This window comes from Micromonospora sp. NPDC047527 (genome assembly GCF_040643015.1).
GTDB lineage: Bacteria > Actinomycetota > Actinomycetes > Mycobacteriales > Micromonosporaceae > Micromonospora.
In genome coordinates, this window is the sequence record NZ_JBEYTK010000001.1 from 1830461 (window position 1) to 1854686 (window position 24226).

Annotated in this window: 18 protein-coding genes, 1 tRNA gene and 3 pseudogenes; 14 read left to right on the forward strand and 8 right to left on the reverse strand. The window is 69.0% G+C overall.

Annotated elements, in window-relative coordinates; genetic code table 11:
• Nucleotides 1-67 precede the first annotated feature (67 nt).
• On the forward strand, nucleotides 68-1336 hold the full coding sequence (locus ABZ808_RS08090) for a helix-turn-helix domain-containing protein (protein WP_357002468.1): 1269 nt from the start codon (nucleotides 68-70) through the stop codon (nucleotides 1334-1336).
• A 187-nt stretch (nucleotides 1337-1523) separates the two neighbouring features.
• On the opposite strand, the gene ABZ808_RS08095 is transcribed toward ABZ808_RS08090, so the two are convergent.
• Both ABZ808_RS08095 and ABZ808_RS08100 read right to left on the reverse strand, forming a co-directional pair.
• Nucleotides 1524-2660 carry an aminotransferase class V-fold PLP-dependent enzyme gene (locus ABZ808_RS08095; protein ID WP_357002470.1) on the reverse strand — a complete coding sequence of 379 codons (1137 nt, stop codon included), beginning with the start codon at nucleotides 2658-2660 and terminating at the stop codon, nucleotides 1524-1526.
• A complete protein-coding gene (locus ABZ808_RS08100) occupies nucleotides 2657-3850 on the reverse strand; it encodes a fatty acid desaturase family protein (RefSeq protein ID WP_357002473.1) in 1194 nt (397 codons plus the stop codon). The genes ABZ808_RS08095 and ABZ808_RS08100 overlap by 4 nt, the downstream gene beginning before the upstream one ends.
• A gap of 360 nt (nucleotides 3851-4210) precedes the next feature.
• Between ABZ808_RS08100 and ABZ808_RS08105 the strand changes: the two genes are divergently transcribed.
• Together ABZ808_RS08105 and ABZ808_RS08110 are read left to right on the forward strand one after the other, a co-directional pair.
• A complete protein-coding gene (locus ABZ808_RS08105) occupies nucleotides 4211-5464 on the forward strand; it encodes a helix-turn-helix domain-containing protein (protein ID WP_357002475.1) in 1254 nt (417 codons plus the stop codon).
• A gap of 4 nt (nucleotides 5465-5468) precedes the next feature.
• Nucleotides 5469-6350 carry a GNAT family N-acetyltransferase gene (locus ABZ808_RS08110; RefSeq protein WP_357002477.1) on the forward strand — a complete coding sequence of 294 codons (882 nt, stop codon included), beginning with the start codon at nucleotides 5469-5471 and terminating at the stop codon, nucleotides 6348-6350.
• Nucleotides 6351-6410: 60 nt separating this feature from the next.
• Here ABZ808_RS08110 and ABZ808_RS08115 read toward each other — a convergent pair whose 3' ends face one another.
• Entirely contained in the window at nucleotides 6411-7688 is a 1278-nt protein-coding gene (locus tag ABZ808_RS08115; RefSeq protein WP_357002479.1) for an amino acid deaminase, read from the reverse strand.
• Nucleotides 7689-7947: 259 nt separating this feature from the next.
• Here ABZ808_RS08115 and ABZ808_RS08120 point away from each other — a divergent pair, with 259 nt between their 5' ends.
• Nucleotides 7948-8859, forward strand: a complete 912-nt coding sequence (locus ABZ808_RS08120; RefSeq protein WP_357002481.1) for a TauD/TfdA family dioxygenase — start codon at nucleotides 7948-7950, stop codon at nucleotides 8857-8859.
• Nucleotides 8860-9066: 207 nt separating this feature from the next.
• Here the strand turns inward: ABZ808_RS08120 and ABZ808_RS08125 are convergent, their stop codons facing one another.
• From ABZ808_RS08125 to ABZ808_RS08135, 3 genes are read right to left on the reverse strand one after another with little or no spacing between them, the layout of a single operon-like run.
• Nucleotides 9067-10005, reverse strand: a complete 939-nt coding sequence (locus ABZ808_RS08125; RefSeq protein ID WP_357002483.1) for a GNAT family N-acetyltransferase — start codon at nucleotides 10003-10005, stop codon at nucleotides 9067-9069.
• 4 nt (nucleotides 10006-10009) lie between these two features.
• Nucleotides 10010-11263, reverse strand: a complete 1254-nt coding sequence (locus tag ABZ808_RS08130) for a hypothetical protein (protein WP_357002485.1) — start codon at nucleotides 11261-11263, stop codon at nucleotides 10010-10012.
• Between the two features lie 40 nt (nucleotides 11264-11303).
• Nucleotides 11304-12164, reverse strand: coding sequence for a TauD/TfdA family dioxygenase (locus ABZ808_RS08135; RefSeq protein ID WP_357002487.1), 861 nt, complete (start codon nucleotides 12162-12164; stop codon nucleotides 11304-11306).
• 59 nt (nucleotides 12165-12223) lie between these two features.
• Between ABZ808_RS08135 and ABZ808_RS08140 the strand changes: the two genes are divergently transcribed.
• From ABZ808_RS08140 to ABZ808_RS08160, 5 genes and pseudogenes are all read left to right on the forward strand, one after another.
• A complete protein-coding gene (locus ABZ808_RS08140) occupies nucleotides 12224-13717 on the forward strand; it encodes an MFS transporter (protein ID WP_357002489.1) in 1494 nt (497 codons plus the stop codon).
• A gap of 2 nt (nucleotides 13718-13719) precedes the next feature.
• The gene (locus ABZ808_RS08145) at nucleotides 13720-14952 is read left to right on the forward strand and encodes an ATP-grasp domain-containing protein (RefSeq protein ID WP_357002826.1); all 1233 of its coding nucleotides are present in this window, start codon (nucleotides 13720-13722) and stop codon (nucleotides 14950-14952) included.
• A gap of 275 nt (nucleotides 14953-15227) precedes the next feature.
• Entirely contained in the window at nucleotides 15228-16346 is a 1119-nt protein-coding gene (locus tag ABZ808_RS08150) for an IS630 family transposase (RefSeq protein ID WP_357002491.1), read from the forward strand.
• A gap of 35 nt (nucleotides 16347-16381) precedes the next feature.
• A tRNA-OTHER gene (locus ABZ808_RS08155) sits at nucleotides 16382-16504 on the forward strand.
• Between the two features lie 55 nt (nucleotides 16505-16559).
• A pseudogene (locus ABZ808_RS08160) lies at nucleotides 16560-17902 on the forward strand (hypothetical protein); the annotation flags it as partial.
• A gap of 7 nt (nucleotides 17903-17909) precedes the next feature.
• Here the strand turns inward: ABZ808_RS08160 and ABZ808_RS08165 are convergent.
• Nucleotides 17910-18599: pseudogene (locus tag ABZ808_RS08165) on the reverse strand (transposase); the annotation flags it as partial.
• Nucleotides 18600-18708: 109 nt separating this feature from the next.
• On the opposite strand from ABZ808_RS08165, the gene ABZ808_RS08170 reads away from it, so the two are divergent.
• The 5 genes and pseudogenes from ABZ808_RS08170 to ABZ808_RS08190 all read left to right on the forward strand — a co-directional run.
• On the forward strand, nucleotides 18709-19197 hold the full coding sequence (locus tag ABZ808_RS08170) for a histidine phosphatase family protein (protein WP_357002828.1): 489 nt from the start codon (nucleotides 18709-18711) through the stop codon (nucleotides 19195-19197).
• A 112-nt stretch (nucleotides 19198-19309) separates the two neighbouring features.
• Nucleotides 19310-19837, forward strand: a complete 528-nt coding sequence (locus tag ABZ808_RS08175) for a DUF6244 family protein (protein WP_357002493.1) — start codon at nucleotides 19310-19312, stop codon at nucleotides 19835-19837.
• 185 nt (nucleotides 19838-20022) lie between these two features.
• Nucleotides 20023-20433: a hypothetical protein gene (locus tag ABZ808_RS08180; RefSeq protein WP_357002495.1), complete on the forward strand. Its 411-nt coding sequence runs from the start codon at nucleotides 20023-20025 to the stop codon at nucleotides 20431-20433.
• Nucleotides 20434-20447: 14 nt separating this feature from the next.
• Nucleotides 20448-20903: a SitI3 family protein gene (locus ABZ808_RS08185; RefSeq protein WP_357002497.1), complete on the forward strand. Its 456-nt coding sequence runs from the start codon at nucleotides 20448-20450 to the stop codon at nucleotides 20901-20903.
• 1240 nt (nucleotides 20904-22143) lie between these two features.
• Nucleotides 22144-22905 (forward strand): annotated as a pseudogene (locus tag ABZ808_RS08190) (transposase family protein); the annotation flags it as partial.
• 106 nt (nucleotides 22906-23011) lie between these two features.
• Here the strand turns inward: ABZ808_RS08190 and galT are convergent.
• Nucleotides 23012-24091, reverse strand: coding sequence for a galactose-1-phosphate uridylyltransferase (gene galT, locus ABZ808_RS08195; protein ID WP_357002499.1), 1080 nt, complete (start codon nucleotides 24089-24091; stop codon nucleotides 23012-23014).
• Nucleotides 24092-24226 lie beyond the last annotated feature (135 nt).

The following is a 24226-nucleotide window of genomic DNA, read 5'->3' on the forward strand; positions in this document are numbered from 1 at the left end:
TTACCGGCGGTCAGACCCGCGGCGCTTGATGTCGGTTGTCGGTGACCTTGGCCTTGGGGGTTTGGAGATGCTGCAGCAGTCCGAGTTCGGGCCCCGGCTCCGTGCACTGCGCGAGAAGCGCGGCCTTTCCCAGGCGGCACTGGCAAAGGGTGGAATCTCCACCGGCTACCTCTCCCGCCTCGAGTCCGGGGCCCGGCGGCCGACCCCCCGGGTGGTGGCGTACCTCGCGCAGCGCCTCGGCGTGCCGCCCTCGGTCCTGGAAGACCCGAATGCCGACCCGGTAGACGCCGTGCAAGCTTCTCCGTTCACCCAGATCCTGGCCGCGATGATCTCCGCGAGCGGTGACGACCGTGTCGCCGAGCCACTGGCCGAGGCGCTGCGCACCGACGGCCAGCGAGACCCTGCCGAGCGTTGGCAGGCGCTCTGGCTGCTCGCGGAGATCCGCGGTGACGCCGGCGAGCGCGACGAGCAGCGCCACCTGTTGGAGGAGCTGGTCAAGCTGAGCACGCAACTCGGCGTCGCGCCGCTGCTGGCCCGCGCGCAGACCCAACTGTCGCGGTGCCTGCGCACCCTCGGTGACACCACCGGCGCCCGGGAGTACGCGCAGCAGGCGCACAGCATCGCCGACGAGCTGTCGCTCACCGACCGCGCGGCGACCCTGCAGGCCCTCGTCTCCGCGCTGGCCGAGGCGGGCCAACTCGACGAGGCCCGTACCCACGCCGACGAGTTGTGCCGCCTCACCAAGCCCGCCGGGGGGACCCTGCACGTCGAGGCGCTCTGGTCGGCCGCGACGGTCCGCACGCGGCAGGGTGACCACGCCGGCGCCATCGCCTATCTGGAGGACGCGCTGTCCGGCGCGACCAGCCGCGACGACCTGCAACTGTGGATCCGGCTGCACCTGGCCGCCGCCTCGCTGTACCTACAGATCACTCCGGCGCGGCCGACGCAGGCCCGCACCGCGCTCGACGCCGTCGGCCCGGTCCTGAACCTGATCGGCACCGAGCGCCACCACCAGGAGTTGCAGAGCCTGCAGGCTCACCTGGCGTTCGCCGAGGGGCGCCTCGACGACGCACGCGTTCTGTGCGAGGCGGCCGCCGCCCAGCGTTCGCTGCTGTCGTTCCGCGACCGGCTCAAGCTCGCCGCCCTGCACGCGCGTCTGTCCATTCTGGGCGGCGACGCCGACGGCGGCATCCGGGCCCTGCAGGACGTCGCCCGCCAGGCCGAGGAGGCCCACAACGTCGAGCTCGCCGCCGAGCTGTGGCGCAACCTCGCGGAGACCCTCGCCAAGCCGTACGGTGACGGCCCTGCCCTCGCCGGCCGAGCCGCAACCGGCTGAACCGGGGCCAGCCGAACCGGCGGCCGGCCGGGCCGCCACCGGCTGAGTCGGGGCCGGCCGAGTCGGGGCCGGCTGAGTCGGGGCCGGCTGAGTCGGGGCCGGCTGAGTCGGGGCCGGCTGAACCGGGACCCGCGACCGCTCGCCCCTCGGTGGCACGCGCGTCGGGAGCGGCCCGGTCCCGTACCGGTCAGGCGGCGCAGACACGGCGCAGCGAACGGCCGAGCGCCTCGATGTCGGCGAGGCTGTTGTAGTGGTGCACCGACGTGCGCACGAACCGTTCGATCCCGGCCGTGGCCAGGTAGAGCGGGGTGTGTGCGCCGACGCCGACCCAGGTGTTGAGCCCGTCCTCGGCAAGGGCGTCACGGATCCGTTCCGGCGGCAGCCGGTCGTGCGTGAAGGACGCGATGCCGCCGTGTCGGCTGCCGGGCATCAATGGGCGGGCACCGGGCGTTTGCCGAATGGTGGCGGTCAGTGCCGCGTACACCTCGGCCGACGGCGCCGGCGACGTGGTGCGGGCGTACTCGGCGGCGGCGAGCAGGCCGAGTACCGCGGCGTTGCCACGCTCGGCGGTCTCGAATTGGGCCGCCGTGGCCACGTCGAGCCGGTGCTCGTGCAGCGAGAGCGCCTGCGCGACGTGCAGGTCGTAGAACACGGGGTCGATCCGTTCCCACAGGTCGGGGCGCAGGTAGGCGAAGCCGGTGCCGCGCGGGCCGCGCAGAAACTTGCGGCCCGCCGCGGTGAGCGCGTGGCAGCCGATCGCGTCGACGTCGACGCGGATCTGGCCCACCGTCTGGCACGCGTCCACCACGTACACGGCCGCGGAGCCGGCCAGCAGCGCGCCGATCTGCTCGACCGGCTGGATCAGCCCGACCGCCGACGGCATGTGGACCACGGACACCAGCGCCACCCGATCGTCGAGGTGGGCGCGCATCCACTCCAGGTCGAGGTCGCCGGCGCCGTCCACCGGGATCACCTCAAGGGCGCACCTGCGGCGAGCGGCAAGCCGCTGCAGGGCGATGAGGTTGCCCGCGTACTCGTACGGGGTCGTCCAGATCCGGCTTCCCTGGGGCAGGGTGAGATGGCACGCGATCCGGCACCACGCGTCGGTGGCACTGGCGAACAGGGCGATGTGCTCTGCTCGCGCACCGACGAGGTCCGCGAGCACGGCGTACACCCTGCTGGTGAGGTCGACGGCGCGGGCCTGCTCGGCTTCGTACGGCCCGGCTGTGGCCTCCGCGTCGAGGTAGCCGGTCATCGCGGCCGTGACGCCGGGGGCCGGCAGGCCCGCGCCGGCGGTGTTGAGGTGGATCATGCCAGCCGTCATCGCCGGGCTCTGGCCGGTACGGGCGACTCCGCAGGCTCCGGCGGCGCCACCGGTGGTGCCGGCGCTGGCACCGGCTCCGCTGGCGGCGTCCACGACTGCCTGGCCAACGCGGCGATCTCGGCGAAACTGCGCTGACCCGGGTCGCCGGGCTCGCCGCCGGTGCGACGCCACTCGCGGTATTTCCCCGCGTAACTGATCAGGGTCTCCTTGTCCCGGCGGCCCGGCGAGCGGGTCATGATGCCAGCCCACATCCCGTCCCACAACGCGTACGCCGGATCGCCAAGCAGGATCCGGTGGGCCTTCTTCATATTCCAGAAGGGCACGCCGGTGTTGAGGTGGTGAACCAGGTGGTAGTTGTCGTTGTGGCGCCCCAGCAGGAATCGTTCGATGGCCCAGCCGTGCCGGTTGCGGGTCATCAGGATCTGCCTGTTCTCGCTCTCCGGCAACGGGAAGTGCTCGGCGAGTTCGGACAGCCAACCGATGGCAACCGCGGTGGTGAACAGCGGCACAATCCAGAACAGGACGAATTCGAGCAGGTAGCCGCCGGACACGATCGGGGTCAGCAGCACCGTCCATACTCCGAGCAGCAGCCAGCGCTCCGCCCGCAGGCTGATCGGCATGGAGACGGCAATCTGGTCCTCACGGAACAGCAGTCGGTCCTCCACCACGTAGCGGACGTACTCGAAGGTTCGCAGACCCAGAGCCGCGAGAAGAATGTTGCGCAGAAAGAAGGCCCGGTTGGAGCCGCCCGGATCGTAGATGCCGCACTCCACGTGGAAGCTGTAGTCGGGGTCCTTGTCTCGGTCCCCGAGGTAGCGGTGGTGGAGGCCGATGTGTGAGCTGCGGTAGGGGTTGTGCATGTGGAACACCAGGTGCCCGGTGAAGACCGTGCTGAGGACCAGGTTCAGGGTCTGATTGCGGGCCAGCACCTTGTGCGACGCTTCGTGCAGGAGGTTGACCAGGGCACGCTGGGTGGACCCGATGAGCACCAGGGACACGGGGTAGAACCAGTACGACACGCCCACGCTCAGGTATACGGCGAACGCCACGACCGCGTAGTCGAAGAGGACGCCGAGTATTCCGTGGTGGTTGTCCAGCCGGCACAGCTTGCGCAGCTCGCGCCGGATCTCGGGAGACAGCTTGCTGAAGTCGAGGTCGGTGGGCGGGCTGAGGGTGTTCACCGAGGCCATTCGAGACTCCTCGCAGAGGGCACGCGCCGGAATGTGCACGTGGCAAAAAGCCGCCAGCAGTGGCGAACCCAGCGCCCGCTGACGACCGGCCGCGGGACCAGCCGGCGACTGGCGGAATGGATGGCGGGCGGGGACAGGGTGGCGCTCAGCGACGACGGTAGAGGACGGCAACGTCTTTGACAATGCTGTTGCCTGGCGTTGACAAGGCCGCTATTCCACGACTACCGTCAAGCGCACCAAGAGGCGCGGGGGGTCGCATACGTGACGCCGCAACCGTCTGCATTCTGTCGTGATTCCGTGTCTCGGCAGATATGAGTCGATGCCGAGTGGCGCCGCCTCCCACACCTCAGGGATGAGACATTGGATCAGCCGCAGTTCGGTCAACGCTTGAGGGCCCTCCGATTGGGACGCGGGCTGTCGCAGGCTGCGCTCGCGGGGGATTACATCTCCACCGGCTACCTGTCGCGGCTGGAGTCGGGCGCCCGGCAACCCACGCCACGTGTGGTGGCATACCTGGCAGAGCGGCTCGGGGTCGAGGAGGCCGCGTTCCTCTCCCAGGCGAGGTCGGCAACATTGGCAATCGTGCTCGCCTCGGTCACATCGGGTGTGCAGCCCGACAGCGCCGAACGCGTGGCCGAGGCGCTCCGCCTCGACGACGGGCGCGCGCCGGAGTTGCGCTGGCAGGCCCTGTGGCTGCTGGCCGGGCTGCGCAGTGATGAGGGCGCGCACGAGGCGGCGTACGCGTTGCTGACCGAACTGCTCGCGCTGGCCGAGGAACTCGACGTGCCCGAACTGCTGGTGCGAACGTGCACCCGGATGTCGCGCTGCCTGCGGGTCCTCGGCGACATCATGAGAGCCCGCGAGTACGCCGAGCGGGCCGTCAAACTGTCCACCGCGCTCGCGCTGCCGGACCGGACGGCCGCGCTGCACGTGCTGATCCCCACCGAGGCCGAGGCGGGCCGGCTGAGCGAGGCACGCCGGCACGCCGACCTGCTGTGCGCCCTCACCGAAGGCGCTCCGGGCACCGCGTACGTGGAGGCGCTGTGGGCCTCGGCGACGGTCAGCATGCGCCAGGGTGACTACCGTGCCTCGCAGGAGATGCTGGAACAGGCGCTGCGGCTGCTGGACAGCCACGAAGATCTCAAGCTGTGGATGCGGCTGAGGCTCGCCGCGGCTTCGCTGTACCTGCAGAGCACCCCGGCCCAGGTTGCGGCGGCACGTGCCCGCCTGGAGGAGGTCGCCCCCGTGCTGCGGATGATCGGCTCCGAGCTGCACCAGCAGGAGATGCTCTCCCTGCAGGCACACCTGGCGTTCGAGGAGGGGCGGTTCGCCGAGGCGCAGGAGCTGGCTGGCAGGATCGACGATTCGGGCGGGCGCCTGTCGTTCCGGGACCGGCTGCGGATCGAGGTGCTGCGCGGCCGCCTGTCCATCGTCGAGGGCGACACCGAGGCCGGCATCGCGCACCTGCAGCGGCTGGCGCACAACGCGACCGCGGCGCACAACCTGGAGTTGGCGGCGGAGGCCTGGCGCAGTCTGGCCGAGACGCTGTCGGCGCCGGCCAGGCTACGGGGTATGAGCGCGCGACCACCGGCGAGCAGCGGAACGGACGGGTGAGATCATGGGAGAGACGCAGATCAGGCCGATGCGGGTCGAGGACGTGCCCGCCGCCGAGCGTGCCTCGGCGGTGACCTTCTTCGACGGCGACCGGCTCAGCCGCCGGGTGAGCGAACCGGAGGTCCAGCCCCGGTCCGCCGCGGTGGGCAAGCAGTGGATCGATCGGATGTCGTACCTCGTGGAGACCGATCCGGGCGGCTGTTGGGCGGCCATGGACGGCGACGACATGGTCGGCTTCGCCATCTCGCAGAACCGGGAGCAGGTCTGGTTCCTCGCCACCTACGGCGTGCTGCCCCAGCACCAGGGGCGCGGGCTGGGCCGGCAGCTGATGGACGCCGTCCTCGCCCATGCCGATGGGCGGCCGGGGCTGTTCTCGTCGACAGTGCACCCGGGGGCCACCCGCCGCTACCGGTTGGCGGGTTTCCTGCTCTATCCGCAGATGCGAATGGTGGGCACCGTGGACCGGTCCACGCTGCCGGCGGTCTCCGGCCTGAGCGAGGGCGACGAGAACGACATCGAGTGGATGGATCGGCTGGACGAGAGCCGGCGCGGCGCCGGGCACGGCCCGGACCACGAATACATGATTCGCCGGATGCGTCTGGTGGTGTCCCGGCAGCCGGGTCGGCACGGGTACGTGTTCATCGACGAGGACCTCGGGCAGGCGAAGCTGCTGGCGGCCCAGGACCCGCAGACGGCGTCCTCGCTGCTGTGGGAGGCGCTGGCCTCGTCGCGCGGGTCGACCCTGATCAACTGCATCACCACGGCCAACCACTGGGCGATCGACGTGGGGCTCGCCGCCCGGCTGGACATCGGCCAGGAGGGCTACCTGGCGCTGCGGGGCATGGCGGAACCCGCGCCGTACCTGGCCAGCGGCCACTTCCTCTAGTCAGCGGGCCGTCCGGTGTGGGCGGCGTCGCCACGGCGGCGCCGCCCACGGGCAGCATCGTCAGAAGTAGGTCCGGACGAAGTCGACAACGGTTTCGTCCCGCACGACCGGGATCAGCTGCCACTTGTCGAAGGCCGTGCACGGGTAGGACAGTCCGAGCATGACCCAGTCCCCCACCGCGAGCCCGTGCCCGGCGGGCAGCGTGAGGAAGGCGTGCTGGTCGTTTACCGCGCGGATGGCGCAGTCGGCCAGCTCACGGATCTCGCCGTCGACGCCGCGGACCAGCTGCGGTTCCGGCGGCCAGGCATCGAACGACAGGTCCCGCTTGCCGGCGGTCAGCAGGGCCAACCCGGGCTCCGGCATCGAGGTGACCCGTGCCCACAGCTTCAGGGCCGGCCGTAGCGAGCCGTTGACGGCCTCACCCCGGGAGAACGGCGACATCCAGCGGTAGAAGCCGTCGTCGTGGGTGACATAGCACCCGCTGCGCAGCACGGTGGTCACCGACATGCCCGGCCACGGCCCGCCGAACACCTCGGCGACCTGGTCGAAGAAGCAGCTACCCCCTGCGGTGAGCAGGATCTCGTCGGTCTCGAACAGTCCCTCGTGATGCAGGGCGATGGTCAGTTCGCGCATGCGGTGCAGGAATTCGTTGACCACCGAGATGCTGTGTGGCGACGGGTCGTTGACCAGCACACCCTCGTAGCCGCCCACCCCGACGAGACGCAGCAGTGGGCTGGCCGCGGCCGCGCGGGCCACCGCCGTCGCTTCGGCCACCGAACGCGCCCCGGCCCGTCCGGCGGTGCGGCCGACCTCGACCAGGACATCCACCGGCGCGGCGCCCACCTGACGCAGCGAGGCTTCCATCTGGGCCACCACGTCGACGGAGTCGACGAAGCAGACGAACTCGAACGCGGGGTCCGCGGACCGTTCCTCGTCGATCCAGCGCAGCCCGGCAGGGTCGACCAGTTCGTTGGCGAAGATGACCCGGGACACCCCGAAGGCGCGGTACACCCGCAGCTGGGCGGTGTTGGCCGCGGTCAGCCCGTACGCCCCCGCCTCGATCTGACGAGCCCAGAGCTGCGGCGCCATCGTCGTCTTCGCGTGTGGGGCGAGCTGCATTCCCCGGTCGGCGCACCACTTCGCCATCGTCGTGAGGTTGTGGGTCAGGGCGTCGTCGTCGAGCACGAGCATCGGCCCGAGGAATCCGTCCTCGAACAGGTTGAGCCCACGTTCCGCGGCCTGCGCGACGGTGCAGCCGTCCAGCGCCACCGGCAGTCCCTTGTACCTCCAGGTGATCAGCTCCTGGCGGATCGCCTCCACGGCCTCGGTATCGATCATGTTTAGCCCTCCCACGAGACGACACGCTTTGCCAAAGCCTGCCAGACTTGGCAACAGCCAGCAAACGCCAGATCCGAGTCGACGTCGGCGAGGAGTTCTTATACTGCGGATTTAGGCATTGCCAGCACTGGCAAGACTTGGCAATATGGCTCTCAAGACCGGCGGCGTTGGCCATGCGCCCAGACGTGGAGTGTGTGCACCCCTCCCCAGGCTCCACGCGGGCAGAGCCGTCGACTCCGACAAGGAAGGGCAGGACCAGGTGACTCACACCATCGAGACCCCCGTCAACACCCGGGTCCGGATCCGGCAGGTGGCGGGCAACATCGGCGCTGAGATCCTCGGCGTGGACGCCGCCGAGGACCTCAGTGACGATGTGATCCGCGAACTGCGGCAGGCGCTACTGACCCACAAGGTGATCTTCATCCGGCGTCAGAATCTGGACTACGACCGTTTGGTGGCGTTCGGCAAGCGGTTCGGCACCCTGACGCTGGGGCACCCGATCTACGGCGGCCCGGAGGGCAAGCCGCTGCTGCGGGAGATGGACTCCCGCGGCGAGGGCACCCGCGCGAACTACTGGCACGCCGACTTCACCTACATGGACAACCCGCCGGCCTTCGCCTTCCTGCACAACGTAGTCTGCCCCGAGGTGGGCGGCGACACGATCTGGGCCAACACCGGTGCGGCGTACCAGGACCTGCCGGAGGGACTGCGCACGCTGGCCGACGGGCTGCGGGTCATCCACTCCAACGATTCGGACTTCACCGACGCCACCTACGACGGTGACGTGCGGACCAAGTACCTCAAGAACCGCTTCGCGGCCGAACACCCGGCCGTCCGGGTGCACCCGGAGACCGGTGAGCGCTGCCTGTTGCTGGGCGGGTTCGCGCGGGCTGTCACCGGCTACACCCCGCAGGCCGGCCGCGACCTGCTCCGGATCCTGACGGAGTACGCCACCAAGCCCGAGTACACGGTGCGCTGGAAGTGGCAGAAGGGCGACCTGGTGATCTGGGACAACCAGGCGACCCTGCACTACGCGATCAAGGACTACACCGAGCACCGCCGCGGTGAGCGGGTCACCGTCGCCGGCACCACCACGGTCGGTGTCGACGGCGCTCCCGCTGTCACGTTGCAGGGCAACACCTCCGACTTCGTGGCGGGCACGGGCATGTAGCCCACCGTCGACGTGAGCGGACCCGCTCCCCGGGCGTGCGCCGATCCACTGGCGCACACCCGGGGTTCGCCGCGTCACCCCCCATCCCGGCGAGCCACTGCGGGATCCATCAGGCAGCGGGGCTGGTGGAACACGACGACGGCTCCCGGCGGGACCGGGAGCCGTCGTGTCAGCCGAGGAGTCAGGCCGGGGAACAGACAGCGCCGCTCAGGGCGGCGGAGCCGGGCGCTCACCGGGCGGCACCTGGACCACCGCGTCCAGGAAGGGCGCGGCGATCCGCTTCACGTCCACCGGCTCGTCGCTGATGACGTACCCGGTCAGCTGCCGCTCGTGCCGACGGCCTGGCACATACCCGAGCATCAGCCCGGGCCCGCTCAGGTGCGTGCCGGTCAGGATCAGGTCCGCGAGGTCGCGGCCCTCGGGGTCGTGGTTGTCCTGCGACGGCACCGGGTGGAAGCCCATGGAGACCTTGAAGGGGAACAGGCCCATCTTGGTCAGGTGGCCGTACAGGTTGGGTTCATCGCCCAGCGTCACCCACTTGAAGCCCTTGTCGCGGGCCACCCGCATCGCGCCGAAGTAGAGGGTGCGGGCCAGGCTGGCCCGGCGCCATTCCTCGGTCACGGCGGAGAAACGGATACGCACCATCTCCTCGTCCGGGCACTCGCGGACCAGGCACCCGCCGGCGATCTCCGCACCGTCCATCGCGAAGACGCCGTAGTACTTGTCCGGGCCGTCCAGCATCGCGTCCCGGTACCGGCACGCGATCGTGATTCCGTAGGTCATCTCCGCCACACGCGAGCGGTACAGGTCCAGGAACCGGTCGAGCAGCGGCGCCGGCAGGGTGTCATGGACAGTCAGCGTCAGCGCGGCCTCGGCCCGGTGGATGGAGCGCCGGATGTCCTGGCGTGGCTTCGTGGCCAGCCGGGCCAGGAACTCCTCCTCGTCCGGGCCGAGCTCGGCGCGCCACGACAGCAGTTCCGGCTTGTGGACGAAGCCGAGCCCGGCGAGCTCGGGCAGGAGGCCGTCCGGGGGGTCTGGCAGGCGTACCACGTCGATGTGCTGGTCGCTGCCGCGCCACGGCCGCCGCGCCACCTCCTCCGGGGCGAGGTCAGCGACAGCCAGGCCGTGGTGGTCGGTGATCCGCACAGTGTCACCCCCTCGTCTCGGCCAGGACGGCCGTCGCCGGGGCGCCGACCGGCTCCGCGGCCACGTCGATGCGGTACCGGCGCGCGATCTCGGCGCATCGCTTCGCCACCTGCGCCTGGGTCTCGGCCCGGATCAGCACGATGCCGGCGTAGACCGAGGAGTCCACCGGGCCGGCAAGGTGATCGCCGACCTTCGTGGTGATCTCGGCGTACTCCACACCCGGCGCGGCGCGCAGGTCGGCGGCGGCACTGATCGCGGTGACGGTGCCCACCGGCCGGGGCAGCATGTACTGGATCAGGTAGTCGGATCGGGACGGGACGTCCAACTCGACCGGGTCGCCGATGGAGGTGGCGATGAGGGCGTCGGTCGTGTCCACGCCGTACTGGTGTTCGAGCTGGAGAGGGATGCCGCCGCCGGCGGTCCGGCAGGCGATCTCGCCGACCAGGTAGCCGCGCGATGACTTGAGAACCTCCAGGTGGGTGACGCCGTCGGGGAGCCCGAGTGCGGTGATCACCCGATCGTGCAGGTCGCAGATCAGGCGGGCGTCGGTGTCGTCGTCCGGCAGCGTGTACGAGCCGATCACGCCGCCGAGGCTGTCGAGGACCGGGGCGAGGTACCGGGAGGCGGCGGCAAACACGACCTTGCCGTCGACGACGACCCCATCGCAGTGGAACTCGGTGTCGATGTCGACGAACTCCTCGGCCAGCAGCGGGCTGTCCAGGTCGCCCAGTCGGGCCAGGGTCTCCCCCGCCATGATCGACCGGGCGTGTTCGGCGTCGCGGACGACGAACACGTTCTCCGAGCCGCCGCCGAAGGCGGATTTGAGCACGTACGGCCAGCCCAGCTCGTCACCGACGGCGACGAGCTGGCCGAGCGTGTCCACCCGACGGAACGTCGCCACCGGTAGCCCGGCCGCGGCGACCTTCTGCTTCATCACGAACTTGTTGGAGAACGCGTTCGCCACGTCATAGCTCGGCCCGGGGATGCCGAAGTAGGAACGGATGAAGCCGCCGGCAGGGACGCTCCACTCCGACGGGGCGACCACGTAGTCGAAGGGATTACGCTCCCGGATCCGCAGGGCGGCCGCGCGGACCAGATTCAGGTTCTCGATGGTGTCGACGACCTCCAGGTCGGTGTCCGCGTCGTACCAGTCGAGGTAGCCGGGCATGGAGATGACCGACAGCCGGATGTCGTCCCGTTCCTGGAGTGCGCAGCCGACGGCCTTGCGACCCGAGTTGATCAGCAGCACGTTCTTCATGTCACAGCCTCTTCCTCACGGTCCGACAGGGGCCGTGGCGTCAGCGCAGTCCGGCGCTGTATGCGGAGGTGTCACCGGCGATGGTGACGCTGGCCTGCCCGTCGATGCCGACCGGGGTCTGGCCGATGGTCGTCAGCCGCTCGCCACGACGGCGCTCCCGGCCGTAGTCGTAGATCGCGTAGTGCATGGTCGCCTGGTTGTCCCAGATGACGAGGTCACCGACGCGCCACTGCCAGCGGACGGTCTGCTCGGGCTGCGTCACGTACTCCTGCAGCAGCCGGATGAGGTCACGGCCGGCGGCCGGGGTCATCCCCACGACGCTGCGGGCGAAGCCGCCGAGCAGCAGCGCGCGCTCGCCGGTCTCCGGGTGCACCCGCACGGCCGGGTGCTCCGCGACGTAGGCGGTGGACACGTAGTCGTCGCGGTGGTCCACCGTGTCGTCGGTGAAGTCGGAGTCGTTGCTGTGCAGGATGCGCAGCTCGTCGGCGAGCGCGCGCAGCGGAGCGGGCAGCGACTGGTACGCGGTGACGCAGTTCGCCCACATCGTGTCCCCGCCCACCGGCGGAATGATTTTGGCGTGCAGGAGGCAGAACGCGGGTGGGCGTTCGATGAAGGTCAGGTCGGTGTGCCAGTGGTTGGCCTTCGTGCCGTGGGCGGAGTCCATCTCGCGCAACGCGGGACGGCGTTCCGGTGCGGCGTAGATGGGGTGGCTGAGCGTGAGCTCGCCCAGCCGCTCGGCAAACGCCTGCTGGCCGTCGTAGTCGAGGTTCTGGTCGCGGAGGAACACCACCTTGTGCGCGAGCAGGGCGGCACGGACGGCGGCGACGGCGGCGTCGCTGAGCGGTCCGCTGGTGTCGACACCACCGATCTCGGCGCCGATGTTTCCCGCGAGCCGGGTCACGGTGACGGACGATGGGGCCACGAGGGTATGCGCCACGGTACTGCCTCTCTCTCCGATGAGTGTGGGCGTGGATTGCGCCTGGCTCGCCTGGCACGTACAAGGCCTTGCCATTATTGCCAATCCTGCGACGCGGGAGCACCCCTCATCGCGCCATCATCGTGACCGCATTGCCAAGATTTGGCAAGGCATGGCAACATGACAGCCGGTGGATAGCCGCGCCGGACGATTTCCCCCACGGAGTCCGCCGCACCGACAAGGCCCTGCCCGACACAGCGAGAGCCGCACCCGGCCGCGACGGCGATGGGAAGATCATGAGAAAGTTCTGGTTGTACACCGGAGCCACGGCCATCTCCATGGCCGGAAACACGTTCCTCTACCTGGCCGTGCCCTGGGCGCTGCTCGAATCCACCGGCTCCAGCCTGCTCGCCGTCACGAGCATGGCCGCCCAGACCGCGCCCTTCCTGCTCGCCCCGCTCCTCGGCGCGTTCATCGATCGGCACGACCGGCGCACCCTGTTCATCGCCGGCGAGATCGTCCAATGCGCCTCCGTGGCGATGATCCCGTTGCTGCTCCTGTTCCAACAGGTCGCCCTGGTCTTCGTCATGCTCGCCGTCATGGGCCTGGCCAAGGTCGTCTCCGACGTGGCCGGCGACTACGGCCTGATCCCCGCCCTCGTCCCCCGCGAACGACTCGACCAGGCAGCCAGTTGGTTCAACTCCACGCAGCTCGTCGCCCGGTTCGCCGGCCCTGCCCTGGCCGGCCTGACCATCGCCGCAGCCGGCGTCACATGGGCCCTCATCATCGACGCCAGCAGCTTCCTCGTCACCGCCATCGCCGCCCTGTTCCTCCCCAAGGTGCGCAGCGTCATCGAACGCCACGGCCCCACCATGCGAGAGCAGATCCGCGAAGGGATCGCCTACTTCCGGGCCCGACCAGACCTGCGCCGGCTCACCGCAGCCGTCGCGCTCTACAACCTCGGAGCCGGCGCCGTCGAACCCACCATCCTCACGATCGGCACCAGCCAGTGGAACTGGTCCCCTGGTGCGCTCGGCATCGCCGTCTCCTTCGGTGCCGTCGCCGCTGCCATCGGCTCCTGGGTCAGCCCACTCGCACCGAACGGGCCGCACCGCCGCCACCTGCGCATCGGCGTGTGGCTCGGCGTCGCAGCCCTCGGCTCCCTCGGCCTGCTGCTCGTCGCGCCTATCCTCGTCGTCATCGCGTTCTGCCTGCTCTGCTTCGGCGAAGGCGGTGTCAACGCCACGACCATGGCCTACCGCCAAGCCGAGATTCCCGCCGAACTGTCCGGCCGGGTCAACGCCGTCATCCGTACCTTCATTACCGGCACCGTGCCGCTGTCGTCACTGCTGCTCGGCCTCACCGTCGGCCTCACCGGCTCCGCATTCGTCTTTCTGCCCGCCGCGGCCACCGCCGTGCTGGCCGTTGTCATCTGGACCAGGTCGCCCACCCGTGACAGCCGGCCCACCGACCCCCGACCCGTCCGGACGGAAACCCCCGCCATGGCCCACGCCGTGCCTCAGGAAACGGTGGGGTGACCATGCCCAACGTGCTGCTCATCAACTCCAACTGCCGCACCGGAGCCCGGCTCCTGCAGGACCGCCCCGACGTCCGGCTCTCCGTCATCACCATCGACAAGTACCGGCACTTCTACGACCCGGGCACCGACGTCGAACTCGTCGACTCCGTGGCCGACCTCACCGGCGTACGGCTCGCCGCCCTGCGAATCCGCGAGAGGCACCCCTTCGACTGGGTTGTCGCACCCTCCGAATGGAGCGTCCAGGCCGGCGGCTACCTGCGCTCCTACCTGGGCCTGCCCGGGCCCGGGTACGACGTCGCCAACGCGTTCTCCAACAAGTTCGTGATGAAGCAGAAACTCGCGGCGGCCGGTTTGCCCGTCACCGCGTTCCGGCGGATGGAATCCCTCGACGACACGGTCGAGGCCGCCCGGCACCTCGGCTGGCCCGTCGTCGTCAAACGCGCGTGCGGCGGCGGCGCCGGTTACGTCGTCGTCATCCGCGACCCCGACCACCTGCACGATGTCTTCGCCGACGACAGCCGCGCCGCCATGCGCTCCGCACCGTTCCCCCTGCTGGCCGAACAGATGGTCGACATCGAAGCCGAATACCACTGCGACGGCGTGGTCATCGACGGTCAGGTGCGGTTCGCGCCCGTGTCCCGCTACTTCGCCCCCGTCCTCGACAGCGTCGGCGGCGTCATCGGCTCGTACACCCTGCCCGACGACGACCCCGAAACCCACCTCATCGCCGACCTACACACCCAGGTCGTCGACGCCCTCGGGCTCCACGACGGCGTCACCCACCTCGAAGTCTTCAAGAGCCCGGACGGCTACCTCATCGGTGAGATCGCCTGCCGCCCCGGCGGCGGCGGCATCACCGCGCAGATCCGCCACCAGTACGGCATCGACCTGTGGGACACCTTCCTCGACCTCGCCACCGGCACCGGCGTCGACATCGCCCCCGCACCCCGCGACGACCACATGATCCAGTACATGCTGCCCCGCCCCACCGGCACCGTCACCGCCATCACCAGCCGAGAGGAACTCCTGCGCCTCGACTGCGTCGTCGACGCCACCATCACCACGCGCGTCGGCGACACCGTCAGTGGCCTGCTCGACTCCTCCGTCTACGCCGGCATCGTCATCATGCGGGCCGCCACCCCCGGCGACATCACCCGCAACGTCGCCGCTATCGACGCCGCCTTCCAGATCGACGTCACCGACGGTCGCACCAGCCAGGCTTGGTCGAGGTGACCCGCGAGTCAGCTCTTGTTGCGGCCGCCAGATGCGAACCCTGGCCGTCGCCGCCGGGGAGCGGCACTCCCATGTCCGCCGCGTCCGGTAGCGACCTCGAAACGGGATAGCCATGTCGGCCCGGCCGGTGCGATGATCGACATCTGGGTCGCTAGTGCGTTGTCCATGAACGTTGACCGGGTCGGGGACACGCCGGGCGGCGTGCGTTCGGATGAGGTGGTGAGGGCTCACTCTCGACGGCGGTGATGTAGATCGTTGAGAGTGAGGTGGGTGGATTGGCCGAGCCGGTACGGGCACGGCGGTTGACGCAGGACGAGGGCCGCAAGCTGCAACAACTCGTGCGACGGGGCAAGCACGACTCGGTGCGGGTCCGACGGGCGTTGATCGTCATGGCGTCGGCGTCCGGGACACCTGTCGCGTCGATCGCTCGGCTGGTCGCCGCGCATGAGGACACCGTCCGCGACGTGATCCACCTGTTCAACGAGATCGGACTACGCGCGCTGGACCCTCAATGGGCGGGAGGTCGTCCCCGCCGGATCAATGACGACGATGAAGCGTTCATCGTCGCGACGGCCACCACGCGTCCGAGCAAGCTCGGGCGTCCGTTCACCCGCTGGAGCCTGCGCAAACTCGCCGACTATCTCGCCACCGACGCCAGCCGGCAGGTAATCATCGGCCGGGAGCGGCTACGGCAGGTGCTGCGCGATAACCAGGTCAGCTGGCAACGCACGCGAACGTGGAAGGAATCATCGGATCCGAACTTCGACGCCAAACTCGACCGGATCGATGAGGTGACCAGGCGGTTTCCGCAGCGGTGTTTCGCCTTCGACCAGTTCGGGCCGCTGTCGATCCGCCCGCACCACGGTGGCGGGTGGGCGCCGCGATCGCATCCGGACCGGCTGCCCGCAACCTACAAACGCACGCACGGCATCCGCTACTTCCACGGCTGTTACAGCTTCGCCGATGACCAACTCTGGGGCGTGATGCGCCGCCGCAAAGGCGGCGACCACACCCTGTCCGCCCTGAAATCGATCCGGGCCGCACGCCCGGACGGCGCGCCGATCTACGTCATCCTGGACAACCTGTCGGCGAACAAAACCCCGGCCATCCGTCGATGGGCGGCCCGGAACAAGGTCGAACTCTGCCTGACCCCGACCAGCGCGTCGTGGGCGAACCCGATCGAGGCCCAGTTCGGGCCGCTACGCACCTTCACCATGGCGAACTCGAGCCATCCCAACCACACCATCCTGGCCCGTCAGATGCAGAAATACCTGCGCTGGCGTAACGCCAACGCCCGTCACCCCGACGTCCTGGCCGCCCAACGCCGAGAACGCGCCCGCGTCCGCAGCGAACGCCAACACCGCTGGGGCCGACCCCACACCAACGCCGCCTGACGACTCAGACCCGGTGAACGTTCATGGACGGCGCACTAGCTCAACTGGATAGAGCATTCGACTGAGTAGCGCGTCCGCTCTCCGCTCGCGCGGCGATGGGTGCGCTTCCTTCTCCTAGTTGGATCGAAGGGTTCGGGGTTCGAGTCCCCGGCGACCCACTGTGCCGCGCCTGCGGGCCGGCATCTACCGGAGTTGACCGGAACGGGGAACCACGTGCTCGAAAAGCTGATCATCCAGAAAACCCCGCGCGTGCCGGCCAGCACCGGCGCGGCTGGCGATGGCACGCCGGTAGCCCGGCAACTGGACGTGGCGCTGCTCGATGTCGGGTTCTCGGCGTCTCGGGCCCTGCTGGAGCACATCGGCACCCTGGCCCCCGCGCCGGCGATGGACCTGGCCGCCACGGTCGTCTCGGCGGTACGCGAACTGGTGGGCGACCATGTCCGGCACAACGCCTATTTCATCGGCTTCCCGGATGACGTGCCGGACACTGCCGAGTTCTGGACGGATCGGCTGCGGGCGGCCGTTTTCACCGGCGGAGGCACGGCAACCGACGAGCAACTGCGGGGCATCGTCGCCTCGGGTGCGGTGAACCTGCTGGATCTGCCGGCTTATGGGACCTACCAGCACACCCATGCCGAACTGTTGGCCGCGCACGACGAGCTGATCACCGCAGCCGGTGACCGGGTGACCGTGCTGCGCCTCGATGACGCCGTCGACGTGGAGGCAACGCGGCTGTATCTGGCCCTGGCCGGTAGCTCAACGCCGCATGGCGAGGCGGACCCTCGCGATTCTCAGCGAGCTCGCGGTCGCCTGCGTGGACGGCGCGCAGCCGGCCGAGATCCCGGTACGGGAGAACCGTGCCGTGCTCAACGGGATCCGGCTCGCCCTCGGCCGGCCGCTGGTCGGCGTGGACACGATGACCGACGTGCTGCGTCTTGCCTGCCAGGTCTCCGGCGGGGATGCCTCGCTCCGGACACCCACGCGATTCCGCGCCTTCCCGGCGCCCGGAGCGGCGGATGCTGCTGGCCGCGCTGAACGATGTCGTCGGCGCGAGTCCGGGCAAGCTCGGTGACGTCGTGCGCTACGCGGAGCGGTGGAAGCGGCTCGGGGAACGGCTGCACCCGCACGAGTACGACCAGTGGCCGCACGCACAGGCGGTGTTCGAGGTCGCGCGTGGCGAGCGGCGGGTACGCAACCTCGCCGGTCGCGCGGAGGCGGAGATCCGCGCCGGAGCCATCGGTTCGGCCGCGTCGGTGCTGTCGGCGGCGCCGGGCCTGCTCCTGCGATCCGCGGACCGGCTGCTGCGGCTGGCGTCGGAGCCGCAGCGAAGCGGTGTTGTCGAAGCGGTCGCTGGCGCGCTCGGCTCAGCGTCGGGCCGGGTGGTGCTCTCGCTGCGGGAGCATATGGACAACCGGCTGACGCCCATGTCTGCCCGGTTGTACGCGAGCCGCTCGCGCAGCGCGTGGGTGGGTCCCGACGAGCGGCCACCGCTGCCGGCCGAGCTGGTAGCCGAGCTGTCGTCGCTGCTCGACGCCGAGATCAGCGCCCGGCTGCCGCAGCCGGATCGTCGAGCATCTCCAGGGCCATCAGCCACTTTGGCCGATACCGCTCGGTGTCGGGGACCTTCGACGCCGCTCGCCGCCGGCGGATCTGCTCGATCTGCTCGGCGGGCGGCAGCCGCACACGCGAGTGTGGTTTCTTCGCCCCGGCCTGATCGAGGGTGACCGGCTGCTGGCGCAGCCTGCGAGCGTGCGCGTTCGCGGGCTTGCCGTCCGGGCCGGGGACGCAGGTGTCGTCCCAGGACTCCGGCACGAACAGTCGCCAGTTCAGCACCGCCGACGCCGTGTCGGTCGCCGCGTGGACGCTGACCGCGATCTGGCAGTTGGCGACCTTGCCGAGGGTGCCGGAGTACTGCCGGGCCACACACGCCGAGGCTTTGCCGCCCTTGGGAAATCCGGTGTCGTCCACCACCCACACCTGAGGTGTCACCAGGTCGACCGCGGCCGTGGCCAGCCGCCGACGCACACCGGCGACGTCCCAAGTGGAGGAGGTCAAGAACTGCTGCAACTGCTGGTGATCGACCCCGAGCCGTTCGGCCATCGGCTGCATCGACTTACGCCGACCGTCCAGCATCAGCCCACGCAGATACCGCAGACCGGTCGCCCGCTGGTCCGAACGCCGCAACCCCGCGAAGACCCCGGCCGCGAAGTCCTCCAGTTGGGCCCGCACCCGCACGAGATCCCGCTCATCCACGCACCGCAGCCAAACATCGCCACAACGCTAATACAAGCGACACGCCACAAAGACCTAACAAAGCACTACTAGCCCAACGACTCGGTCAAGAGCACCACGAGCGCCGCCGCTGCGCCGAGCCCAGGAAAGCGCCGCGATCATCGGGGCGTACCTCAGCTTGGACGCTGAGACCGTCGTCGACCTCACCGAGCAGGACTACGGCAGCGCCGACGGCCGGTCGTGGACCGACGTCGTCGCTGAGTACGGGGACATCCCTGCCCTCGATGCGGACCGTCCGCTCGCAGCCGGCGGCGAAACCTGGCGGGACTACCTGCATCGGTCCAGCGTCGCCATCGGCGAGATCACGACCCGGCATTTAGGTGAGCGCGTCCTCGTCGTCGGCCACGGCGAAACCATCGATGCCGCCTTCCACCACTTCCTGGCCGTGCCCATCGCCGGTCGGGCCACTGCGGCTGTCGCGGCGTACCACGCGAGCATCACGACCTGGGTACAGCAACCGCTCTCCTGGACCCTGCCCTCCGCTGGTTGGCGATGGACCTTGACCAGCCACAACGACACCCGGCATCTGTTCGCAGATGCAGAGATGACCGAAAGTTAGCGGGTCTGTCTGCGGTACCGACCGCCTCGCCGGTGTCTAGTGGCCTCGCGAGTAGCCCGGTAGTTTCAGCTGTCGAGCACTTTCGCTTTCATCGATTGGGGATGCCGGCCACGTGTCGCAGATCGAGAAGATCACCAGTGAGCTCCGCGCGTCGATGACCGGGGTCGAACGTGCGCAGGGGTTGGCAGCCGCTGCTGACAGGCAGGCACAGGAGGTGGCGTTGCGGGCTGCCAGCGCGGGCTTCGTCGCCGTGGCGGCGGGTGTGGCGCGAGTGCGTAACGCGATCACGGGCATCCACGGCGGCCTGGGAAGTCTTGCCGGTTCGATCGGTGAGGCGACGAAGGCCGCCGCGGCGGTGCCGAACGGAGCCACCCCGCAGGAGACGATCGCCGGGCTGGCGCCCGTGCAGAGCGCCGTGGACGCCGCCCGTGACGCGGCGACCGGGGCCATCACCGGAGTCGGTGAGGCGCAGCAACTCGTCGCCATGGTCCTGCAGGGCGGGCAGCCCGGGCCGCTGCTGCAGGCCCTGGACGGCATCAAGCAGGCCCTGGTGCTGGTCGTTGCGCGCACCGGCGAGACCCGGCAGGCCATCGAAGCGGCGATCGCGCAGGCCCGGCAGTTGGGCTCGTCGGGAAACTGACAGGGGCTGGCGGTCACCCACCGGCCAGCCCCACCCCTTCCCAGCACGGTGGCCCGCCGCCGACACCTCATGCCGCCGGCGACACCCCATCAGCTGACCATGACCACGGCACGCCCTGGACCAGACAGCCAACCGGTGTCCCGGGCGGGACGCCGACCGGTCCGAGAACCAGAATTCCGCCCCGGTTGGACGACGAAGGGCGGCGTCCGTTGGAGCTCGAGAACGAATGCGCCGATATAGTCGCCAGCAAGAGCTACCGGGTCCACCAGAACCCCACCAGGCAGGAGATCGCCGACGCCCGGCTCTGCACCGGCGACTCCGGCAACCCGAACAAAGACCCGGACTACCTGATCGAGGGTCACGTATTCGACTGCTATTCGCCCACTCTCGGCAAGCCGGTACGGGGCGTCTGGAGCGAGGTCCGCGCCAAGGTCGACAAGGAGCAGACCCAACGCGTGGTGCTGAACCTGCACGACTGGCACGGAGACCTCGCGGCCCTGCGGACACAGTTCGACACCTGGCCCGTCGAGAGGCTGAAAGAACTCGTCGCGGTAACGCCTAGCGGCGCGATCGTGCAGATCGTCCGTCGAGACTGAGGAGAGGCGCAGAGATGGCTGTCGAGTTCAGGTTGACCCTCTCCGGTGACCTGCCCCTAGACCACGTGGCTGATCTCGTGGCAGCCGAACCCGCCGAGAAGCCTAGGCCGAGCGGCACCAATGCACGGCTGCTCAGTGCCCGCCTCTACGACACCCGCGGGTACGCGCTGACCGTTTCCTCAGGCAGCCAGGGCTATTTCGATGCCGAGGCCGACGACGGTGCCCGCTGGGAGTGGGAGCCGGAGACGTACGTCGACATCGACTTCTCCATGCGGGCAGACGACCTGGTCGACAAGGGGATCCCGAACATGATGAAGGCCGTGGCCCGGGTGTTGGCCGCCCGGCAGGAGGACGCGGCGCTGGTCCAGAACGGCAACTGGCTCCTGCTGACCCGCGTCGGGGGCACACTCCGCAGACACCGGCCTACCTGGTGGAGCCACTACGGCATAGACGACCTCGTCACCCCATGAGCCAGCCGAGCGCGGTGATCCGCTGACGAACGAAGCGGCTTCGACCCGTCATCCGTGGGCGACGTCGACGTCGACTTCCTCGACCCGACGGACCTGACCCGCGACAACGACGACCAGCCGCCGCGCGGCTGATGGCGACCTAGCCGGATCTCCCGTGGGAGGCGGCGCCCAGCCGGGGAGCGGGCAGCCTCACGTGATCTTCGATGATGTGCGCGGTGTGTGCTCTCCAGCGGATACCAACCTGGGTGAACCGGTGCCAACGCGGGTCACCGCGGCCAACCGCCGGTCGTAAACGGGGGTTCGTGTGCTCCGGGTGTGGTCCTGGGCTGGGAGAACGGCGGTCCGGGGAACGTGGGTGAACGTGGGCCACTCCCTGCCACCCCAGGTGAACCCCCAGGTCGCGAGACTAGGCCCTCGCGCCCCCGTAGCTCAGGGGATAGAGCATCGGTTTCCTAAGACGATGCTCTATCTGTACCCATAGGCCCGCTACCTGCGGGTTCCTATTCTGCTTTCGCGTTAGCGGGTCGCGCACGCGCGTTGCTGTGCTCGCTTGCTGAAGATCAGCAGAACAGGCGTAAGCCCTGCTCAGGCCGTGCTTGGGTCGGTTCGATGCGTCCTTGCCGGGATCCGGCGAAGTTGCCGTGCCGTGTCAGTCTAGGGTGCCGCGAGAGCTTGGGCTAGCAGCGTGGCGCGTTTCGCTGTGCGTGCCGGTTGGTGGCGACCGACCCAGAAAACTTCTCCGATGAGGTATTGAGCGACGTCGGGGTAGCCGGTCCGGTTCTGCACGGCGAGGCCGATGCGGGCTGCGTTGTGGAGGATGGCGCGGAGCCGGTCGTACTGGTCGCGGGGTGTGGCGGGGTGTTGGTTGACGACGAGTCCGGCGAGGGGACTGCCCTTAACGAAGGGCCGAGGCTGGCCTACCCTCACCGGTCAGCTTCAACCCGTCACCACGAGCCCGATCGACCAGCATCGCGATCAACTGCTCATCCGTGACCGCACCCACCGAACCTCATGTGAGGCGCAGTCCGAGTTCTCGGTACAGCTCCGCCTTGAGCTTGACCCGGATTCCCGGACACCGATCCTGCCTTGGTGGGGCCCGACCCGACGGTGATCCCTGAGCCTTTTCCAAGCTGATCTTGCAGCTCGGGGCGGGTGCGGCGGGCCCGGTGATCGATGGGTGCGAGGCTCCAGGTAGGACAGCTGTCGACCAAGACTCGAAGCCCCGACCGGGAGCCTCGCCATGCTGTCCTACCCCGCCACGATTCCGTTGTCCAGCCGCACCCTGAACCACCTGGCCGAACGCATCCGCGGCCACCGTAAGCAGCGCCGATCCCGGTGGCGGCGCCTCGAACCCGGCCGGCAGGCGCTGCTCGCTCTCGCCCATCTGCGTAACGGCGACACCTACACCCAACTCGCTGCCGGGTTCGAGATCGGCGTCGCCACCGCCTGGCGCTACGTCCAGGAGGCGATAGCGCTGCTCAGTTCGGCAGCCGACGACCTGGACACCGCGATGCGACGCATCCGGCTGCTGGCGTACGCGATCCTGGACGGCACGCTGATCCCGATCGACCGGGTCGCCGAGCAGAAGCCCTACTACAGCGGCAAGCACAAACGCCACGGCGTGAACGTGCAGGTCATCGCGGACGCCGCCGGCCGGCTCGTGTGGGCATCACCGGCACTGCCCGGTTCGACACACGACCTGACCGCCGCCCGCAGTCACGGCATCATCGATGCCCTGACCAGCGCAGACGTGATGACCTTCGCCGACAAGGGCTACCAGGGCGCCCACGGCAGCGTGCGCACCCCGTTCAAACGGCGCCGCTTCCGGCCGAAGCTCTCACCCAGGCAAAAGGCAGTGAACCGGACCCACGCGAAGATCCGAGCCCGCGGAGAACGAGCGATCGCCACACTCAAGACCTGGAAAATCCTGGCCAAGCTGCGCTGCTGCCCACGCCGAGCCACCGCGATCGTCCAAACCATCCTCGTCCTGCACCAGGTCGAACCAACCGCTACCCAGGATGAAAATGGCTCACTTCATCCCGCCCCGTCATGCCACAGCCATCGACAGCCGCTACCTGAATAACGCTCTGAGTCAGCCGCGACCGTGATCACGAGGGTTGAGTTGGCGAGCGCGAGGCCGATGAACCGTGGTCCGTAGTCCGTTGATGTCCCGGTCCGGCATGTCGAAGCATGCTTGCTGCCTCAGCAGGGAGCACCTCGTTCACGAACGCGCCCATCGCCAGCTCCGAGCCGCCGAGATATTTCAGGCGTTCGGCACCGCTTCGAATGCTGATCAGTTGCAGGTGAAGGTAGCCGTATTCTCGGAGCGCCCGTACAGGCGCTTGATGCCAGGCCGACACATACGGCATCGCGATGCCGAAAATGCGATCAAGGCGATGTAGAACATTCTGATACATTGCGCAGAATTCATCCAATTCCGGATCCGTCAGGGATCGCAGATCCGGGACCTGTCGATGGGGGACGAGCAGTATCTCGAACGGCCATCTAGCGGCTGGTGGGACGAAGGCTGTCCAGTGCTGCCCGGCAGCCACCAGAAGCTCCCCGCGCTCGCGTTCCGTCCTGACCAGATCACCGAGTAGAGGGCGACCAGTGGTTTCGGCGTAGCGTCGAGCGGTGTCGAGCATGAGCTGGCTCCGGCCCGGAATGAAGGGGTAGGCGTAGATCTGTCCGTGTGGGTGATCCAGGGTCACCCCGATCTCGGCACCACGGTCCTCGAAGCAGAAGACCTGCTCGACCCCTGGCATGGCAGCAAGCGCATCCGTCCGATCCGCCAGGACGTTGACGACCAAGCGTGCGCGACGACTCGTGAGCGTTCCGAAAGACTCGGTATGTGAAGGTGAATAAGACACCACCTCGCAACGCGTGCCCAGTGAAGCGAACCGGTTTTCGAACACGACAACTTCGTAGTCGGACTCCGGCACCTCAGTGAGGCGAAAGGGCGTCGACGGACAGAGGGGGCACTGCTCGGTCCCAGGGCGAACGCCCCGATGGCGGCGGTGCGGCGCCATGATGACCACCTCGCCCGTCAGCGGGTCGACGCGGGTATGGCCGGGGGTTGCGCGCGCGGGTAGCACACGGACGTCACTGGACACTCGGGCGTAATTCGACGACTCGTCGAAGTAGATGATCTCACGGCCGTCCGCCAGTCGAGCGTGGGTCTGCCGCATGGGAACACGTTACGCGATGCACTCTGTAAGGACGTCTCATCGGTGGCCGCCCGCGACGGCGACAGCCGTGATGACCGCAGGGCGATTGCGTAGTCGGCCGGCGGGCCGTTGAACAGGGATTTCGAGACGAGTTCG